Source organism: Desulfosalsimonas sp. (genome assembly GCF_055149105.1).
On the sequence record NZ_JBSRLA010000100.1, the window covers coordinates 1 to 6,517 of the forward strand.

Below are 6,517 nucleotides of genomic sequence, written 5' to 3' on the forward strand. Positions count from 1 at the left end.
CTGAGGATTTTATTTTCACCGTGGACCGCGAAGGCCGCTTCCAGTCCATGAACAGTTATACCGCCAATTTTTTCGGCGGCCGGCCTGCGGATTTCATCGGCCGGAACATTGACCATCTCCTGCCGGCGGACTCCGCGCAAAAACAGCGCGTGCTGCTCCAGATGGTATACCGCCACGAGCGAAGCGTCCGCGACGAGTTTCCCCTGCAGGTGGAAAAGGGGCATGAAGTCTGGCTGAGTGCCAGTTTTATGCCCATCCGGGATGAAACCGGGCGGGTGGAAACCGTGCTGTGCATTGCCCGGGATGTCACTCATGAAAAAAACCTGGAGCGTCAGCTTATCAATACGGAAAAGCTCGCTTCCCTGGGAACCCTGGCAGCCGGAGTGGCCCATGAGATCAATAATCCCCTGGGCGTGATCCTGGGTTTCTCTGATTTGCTGATTCGAAAGACCTCCAGGGACAGCCAGTCTTATGAAGATCTGAAAACCATTGAGCGGCAGGGGATGCATTGCAAGCAGATCGTGGAGAACCTGCTGCGTTTTGCCCGGTTCGGAGAAGGCGCGGAAAGTCATTCTGATGTAAACGAAAGCATCCTGGAAATTATCAATATTGTTTTCCATACCATTGAAATGGAGGGCATTGAGCTGGTCACGGAGCTGGAAGAAGACCTCCCGCCCGTGCGCGGGGATCCCCGGGAGCTGCAACAGGTGTTTCTGAACCTGGTCAACAACGCCTGTGCGGCCATGAAGGGCGGTGGCACCCTGACCATCCGCTCCGGCTACGAACCCGGGGCCAAAAAAGCGGCCGTGGAGATTGAAGACACGGGTCACGGCATCCCCCGCCAGGATCTGGACCGGATTTTTGAGCCGTTTTTTACCACCAAGCCCGAAGGCGAGGGCACGGGGCTCGGCCTGTCGGTTACCTACGGCATTGTCAGCAAGTACGGCGGTACAATCGACTGCAGAAGCACGCCGAAAGAAGAGCCGGAGAACCCCGAAGAGAAACACGGCACGGTTTTTATCGTCAAAATGCTGATTTATGAGGCGGATTCATAATGGCCGGAAAAATTTTGATCGTTGATGATAAAAAGGACATGCTGGTCCTGCTTTCCCGGTATATCGCCGAAGAGACCGAGCACGAGGTCAGCACCCAAAGCGATCCGCAAAAGGCGCTTGAAATATTTGCGCGCAGCCCTTTTGACCTGGTGGTCCTTGACTTGAAGATGCCGAAAATGAGCGGTATCGAAGCGCTGCGGCAGATCAAGAAGATCCGGCCCGATACCTCGGTGGTTATCATGACCGCATATGCCACCATTGAAACCGCTGTTGAGGCGATTCAGGGGGGCGCATACGATTATATCACCAAGCCCTTCCGCCGGGAACGGATTCTGCTTACCATTGACAAGGCCATGCAGTGGCGGCAGATCGTTTCGGAAAACATCGCCCTGCGCGAAGAGCTGGTGCAGAAGGAAGCTGCGCCGCCTGTTATCGGCTCATCAGGCGCCATCAAATCCATTCTCGAAGAAATCAGGCAGGTGGCGCCCACCACCGCCACCGTACTGATCACCGGCGAGAGCGGCACCGGAAAGGAGCTGGCGGCGCAGGCGGTGCACCAGTACAGCCTGCGCAAATCCAAGCCGTTAATTACCGTCAACTGCACGGCCATATCCGAAAACGTAATTGAGTCCGAGCTGTTCGGCCATGTCAAGGGGGCGTTTACCGGCGCCTGGAAAGACAAAAAAGGGCTGGTGGAAGAAGCCCACGGCGGCACCCTGTTCCTTGATGAAATCGGGGACCTGAGCCTTTCAATGCAGACAAAGCTACTTCGGCTTCTGCAGGAAGGCGAATACAAGCCGGTGGGCTCCACCCGCACCCGAAGGGCCGATATCCGCTTCGTGGCGGCAACCAATCATAACCTGGAAAAAGAAGTGCAAAGCGGCAATTTCCGCGAAGACCTGTATTATCGGCTCAACGTGATTCATGTCCACATGCCGAGCCTGGCCATGCGCCGGGAGGATATACCGGTGCTTGCCCAGCATTTTATGAGAAAGTACGCGCTGCTTTACCAGAAGCAGATTCGGCAGATATCAACAAATGCGCTTAAGGCTCTATCCGCCCATACCTTTTCAGGAAACGTCCGGGAGCTGGAAAACATGATTGAACGGGGCGTTATTTTCTGCAGGAGCGAAATCCTTGAAGTAATTGATATTTTTTCGTCTCCTGTAGAAAGCCGGGAGAACGGGACGACAGCCGGTCCCGATATTTTGAACCTGCCTTTCAGGGAAGCAAAGGAGGCTGTCATGACGGAATTTTACCGCCGGTATATCAGGGGACTGCTGGAGGACAGTGACGGCAACATCAGCCGGGCCGCGGAAAAGGCCGGGATCCAGAGACAATACCTGCATCGGCTCATCAAGGAGGTCGGCCTGGAAACAGAAGTGTTTAAGCGAAAAAACGGCGGTTAAGGGTTTTGTTTCAACCCCAGTTTTGCAAGGGCGTCATCGAGACGGATTATGCCGATGGGACGGCCATTCTGGATTACCGCAATCCGGTTGATGCCGTTTGACAGCATGACCTTTACGGCGTGGGTGAGCTTGTCATCCGGGGCCACGGTATGCTCCATGCGGATTCCCGGTGTATAAGGCATTAAAACAGCTTTGACTTTCCGCGATTCCATATGATTTCGCGACCTGTTTTTTTAAGGTGGCGGGCACCCGGCGCGCCACCTTTTTCTCCACGCCACCAAAATCCGGCATAACAGCCGTGATTTTAATGCGGTATATTCACATTATAGGCATACTGGGAAATGACATAGACGATATATATTCCCAGAAGCCATGCACCCTGCCATCTATGGAAATAACCCTTTTTCCTCTGCATCCTTATAAACACCCTGAAGGAATAAAGAATAAGCAGCATCACCGGGAAGTGAAACATGTAAAAATTAACGGGGATAGCCAGCGATTTTGCAGAGGCAGCAGCTCCTATAACAAACAGGCAGTTTAAAACGTCTGCCCCCACTACATTGCCCACCATTATTTCCGGGTGTCCTTTTTTTATGGCCGCAACCGCGGTCATAAGCTCAGGCAATGATGTGCCGAAAGCCACCATGGTGGCGGCAATAACGTCCTGGGGCACTCCGAAGCGGACGGCAACTTCTGCCGCACTGGGTACAAGTATCCGGGCGCCCATGATTACCAGGAAAAGACCGCCGCCGACTTGCAGCAGAGAACCGGGAATGCCCATCAGCTCGGAGTCGTCCACGGCCTCGCCGTCTAAAGCCTGCTCGCCGCCTATTTTTGCCCATCTATAGGTGGCATACATGTATGCGACAAGAAGGGCCAGGAATAAAAATCCTATTTCCCGCTTGATCATTGGTTCGGGCATTATTAACAAGGCTGCCACTGAAATCGCAACCAGAAGGGTGGCAGAACCGACCTGTACCCATCCGGTGCGGTCGAGGATAAATTTGTTCATCGGCACCCGGGTCATTACACACGCGAATCCAAGAACCAAGCCGGTATCTGCGATTATCGAGCCCACGCCATTGCCCAGGGCCAGGCCGGGATTTCCCGTCCATGCAGCCATTACCGAAACAAAAGCTTCCGGCAGGGTTGTTCCAAGGGAAACAATCGTGGCTCCGATTACGATTCTTGGCAGCCCCGTCCTTCTGGCCAGGCCCACTACACCGTCAATTGCCCAGTCTGCTCCTTTTGAGAGCATGATGATACAGATCACAATAATGACAAGTAAAATCAGGGTCGGCAAGTCCGGGATGAATCTTTGCAGTAGTTCTTCCATTGGTAACTCTCCTTAATTGTTCTTTGAATGGAATATATTTAACGAACCTAAGTTATCATCTTTCAAATATTGAAAATCAAAAAGCAAAACATATGCCCATAAACGGGCTTTTTTTGTAAAGGCTTAAAAATAATAGAAAAACTCTTCTCCGCTGCGCATCGGAGAAAAGTGCTTGCCCCCGGGATTTCCTGGTTCAGCAAGCAGGAATGTCCATTAAGGGTTTCATTTTTGCCGGAAATGTCAACATACAGTTGACACCCGGGGCGGAAAAATTTGCGGCCACAAGGCTTGCAATGATTTGCCCCGGCCAGCTTGAATTTTAATATAGTATTGTTTCAGTATGTTTTGGGTCTGCACTTATACCCGGAGGTCAATGGCACATATTTTGATTACAGGATAATAAAATCGGCCGAAGCTTATGGGATGCGAATGTAAAAATGGAAAATCGTTTACGAGAGGAGGCAAGAATGACAGAAAAAAACAGAAGGACGGGCTTTGAAGTCTCGGAAGAACTGGAGGCCACAAAAAAAACCATGCTGGAAAGGGCCATTCCCGGAAAGCGGCAACTCCTGGGGGCGTTGTATGGATTCGGCCCCCTGATAGCAGTTTTTCTTGTGGGGTGCTGGCTGGCCGGCAACCCCTTTGAGGCCACCTGGCGGGCAGCAGACTCCCAGTACAATATTTCCCACGGGCTTGTGGGGACCAACCAATGGCACATTGTATGGATAGCGGTTGTAATTGGGTTGTTTTTTGAATTCATGGACGCGTCTGCCGGCATGGGTTTCGGCACAGTGATGAGCCCCGCGCTTATGGCCCTGGGCTTCACCCCGCTTCAGGTGGTCCCTGCCATCATGATCCAGCAGGCCACCTGCGGGGTGGTCGGGGCATTTCTGCACCGGGAGTTTGAAAACGTGGAATGGAAATTCAGTCCAATGTCCGAGACAGTAAAACTTTGGCTTTTGATTTCGGGCCTGGGGGTTATCGCGGTAATAATTTCCATAACCTCGGTTTACGCAATTTTTTCGGTAGCCAAGGCATGGATCAAGCTCTATGTGACGATTCTTCTTTTGGGTATGGGGGTGGTGGCCCTTTACCAGGCCTATTCCTCCGGGACCAAAAGGCCCTATCGTTTCAAGCGAATGGCGGGCTTTGCCTTTCTTGCGGGGTTTAACAAGGGCATCGGCGGCGGCGGCTACGGCCCGGTGGTTACCATCGGCGGCCTGATTTCGGGTGTGCCGGCCAAATCACAGCTTGCAGTCACAGCTATCAGTGAGGGTACGGTCAGTACGGTGGCGGCGATCGTCTGGTTTACCATGGTGGCTTCGGGAATGAAAATTGACTTTTTGCTGCTTCCTACAATGATGATCACAGCCATCGGCGGAGGGATACTGGCCCCATATGCCACCCGTGTCTTTCCCCAGAAGTTCTGGACATATACGATACCTATCTATTGTCTGATAGTCGTGGCGATCCTGGTTTACAGGTTCCTGCCGGACTGGATGGCTGCGGCCGGATTGTAGGCCATGAGAAAAGCAATTTCCATCATATCAAAGAGCGCGATCGGCTGGAGTGCAGAAATGCTTTCCAGCCGAAGCGCCGTTGAAGCAGGTTTGCAATGAACCAGGCCCTTCAGCAGTCCGGCCTGGGCCATTGTCTTGATGAAAAAAGAAGGAGAATCAATAATGGAACAATACGGGTTTAAAGGGAGTCTTAGAAGTCAGATGGGAAGAGAGGAATATGCCCGCCGCCGGGCGAAAAGATTCGGCCTGACCATGGTTGTTCTGGGGATTTCTGTGGGGTTGTATTACCTGGGGTTTTTCGGCACTGCAGAGGGCCCTTTGAATCCCGCCAGAATCGGGTCTGCATATAAGAGCCTCGGCCTTGGAAAGACGCATCTGCTTTCGGGTCTTATAGGATTTTTTCTTGTTTCTCTCACATGGAATTGGGTTTATAATATTGTAAACAGGATTAGAAAGCGTTTGGCAGTCCCCGGCAGTCTGTCTTTGCAAAGTCGCAGCCGCGATTACGATAGGACTTACCGGCCGATGCGCAAGGGAGTCTGGGGACATACGGTATGGGCGGCACTGTTTATAGTTTTGATCAGCGTAATGATTCATCTGTATTGAGCCGTTGAAAAGAGGATGATGTGGAAAAGTCGATTCGGGTCCTGGTGGTTGATGACGAAGGGCGTTTCGCGGACAATATTTCCCGTTTGCTAAACAAAAGGGGTTTTTGTGCATCCGCGGCCTACAATGGCAGGGACGCCATTGATGCAGCAAAGAGGAAACGATTCGACGCGGTGGTGCTCGATTTGAGAATGCCGGAACTGGACGGCATCGAGACATTGCGGGAATTGAAAAAAACAGACGACAGCAGTGAGGTCATAATGCTGACCGGATATGCGGACGTGGAAACAGGTGTTGAGGCTGTCAGGGAAGGGGCGTTTGACTATTTATTTAAACCCTGTGATATTGATGTTCTGGCTGGAAGGATTCGGGAGGCAGTGACAGCCGAAGAAATCAAGCGCCACCCTGTTCTCTGGTCCAGACGGGTGGTCAAGGAAATCAGCAATGCGGATTTCATCCGCCTGGATACGGGCGATGACCTGAAAAAGGCAATGGATATCTTCAATGCCATCGGGCAGGCCCCCAAGCGGGAGGAACTGCATGTGACCGACCGGCAGGACAGGCTCCGGGGCGTGGTTTCCAAAAACGATT

General features: G+C 52.4%; 7 protein-coding genes. 5 read left to right on the forward strand and 2 right to left on the reverse strand.

Features of this window, described 5'->3' with window-relative positions; translation table 11 throughout:
• Together ACTCIA_RS15860 and ACTCIA_RS15865 are read left to right on the forward strand one after the other, a co-directional pair.
• A partial coding sequence (locus ACTCIA_RS15860; protein WP_463002779.1) for a two-component system sensor histidine kinase NtrB occupies positions 1-1,055 on the forward strand: 1,055 nt, incomplete at its 5' end.
• A complete protein-coding gene (locus ACTCIA_RS15865) occupies positions 1,055-2,464 on the forward strand; it encodes a sigma-54-dependent transcriptional regulator (RefSeq protein WP_463002780.1) in 1,410 nt (469 codons plus the stop codon). The genes ACTCIA_RS15860 and ACTCIA_RS15865, both read left to right, overlap by 1 nt.
• Here ACTCIA_RS15865 and ACTCIA_RS15870 read toward each other — a convergent pair.
• Both ACTCIA_RS15870 and ACTCIA_RS15875 read right to left on the reverse strand, forming a co-directional pair.
• Entirely contained in the window at positions 2,461-2,676 is a 216-nt protein-coding gene (locus tag ACTCIA_RS15870; protein ID WP_463002781.1) for a CBS domain-containing protein, read from the reverse strand. The two genes, ACTCIA_RS15865 and ACTCIA_RS15870, sit on opposite strands and share 4 nt — an antisense overlap.
• A 92-nt stretch (positions 2,677-2,768) precedes the next feature.
• Positions 2,769-3,800 (reverse strand): sodium:calcium antiporter, encoded by a 1,032-nt coding sequence (locus ACTCIA_RS15875; protein ID WP_463002782.1) that lies wholly within the window; start codon positions 3,798-3,800, stop codon positions 2,769-2,771.
• A 467-nt stretch (positions 3,801-4,267) separates the two neighbouring features.
• Between ACTCIA_RS15875 and ACTCIA_RS15880 the strand changes: the two genes are divergently transcribed.
• The 3 genes from ACTCIA_RS15880 to ACTCIA_RS15890 form a co-directional block, all read left to right on the forward strand.
• On the forward strand, positions 4,268-5,320 hold the full coding sequence (locus ACTCIA_RS15880) for a sulfite exporter TauE/SafE family protein (RefSeq protein WP_463002783.1): 1,053 nt from the start codon (positions 4,268-4,270) through the stop codon (positions 5,318-5,320).
• 162 nt (positions 5,321-5,482) lie between these two features.
• Positions 5,483-5,926: a hypothetical protein gene (locus ACTCIA_RS15885; RefSeq protein ID WP_463002784.1), complete on the forward strand. Its 444-nt coding sequence runs from the start codon at positions 5,483-5,485 to the stop codon at positions 5,924-5,926.
• A gap of 20 nt (positions 5,927-5,946) precedes the next feature.
• The coding region (locus tag ACTCIA_RS15890; RefSeq protein ID WP_463002785.1) for a response regulator at positions 5,947-6,517 on the forward strand (571 nt) is incomplete at its 3' end.

Bases quoted from the DNA above. Each gene is read 5' to 3' on its own strand.
- ACTCIA_RS15875 (WP_463002782.1), bottom strand. From the start codon at position 3,800: ATGGAAGAACTACTGCAAAGATTCATCCCGGACTTGCCGACCCTGATT.
- ACTCIA_RS15865 (WP_463002780.1), top strand. From the start codon at position 1,055: ATGGCCGGAAAAATTTTGATCGTTGATGATAAAAAGGACATGCTGGTC.
- ACTCIA_RS15885 (WP_463002784.1), top strand. From the start codon at position 5,483: ATGGAACAATACGGGTTTAAAGGGAGTCTTAGAAGTCAGATGGGAAGA.
- ACTCIA_RS15880 (WP_463002783.1), top strand. From the start codon at position 4,268: ATGACAGAAAAAAACAGAAGGACGGGCTTTGAAGTCTCGGAAGAACTG.
- ACTCIA_RS15870 (WP_463002781.1), bottom strand. From the start codon at position 2,676: ATGGAATCGCGGAAAGTCAAAGCTGTTTTAATGCCTTATACACCGGGA.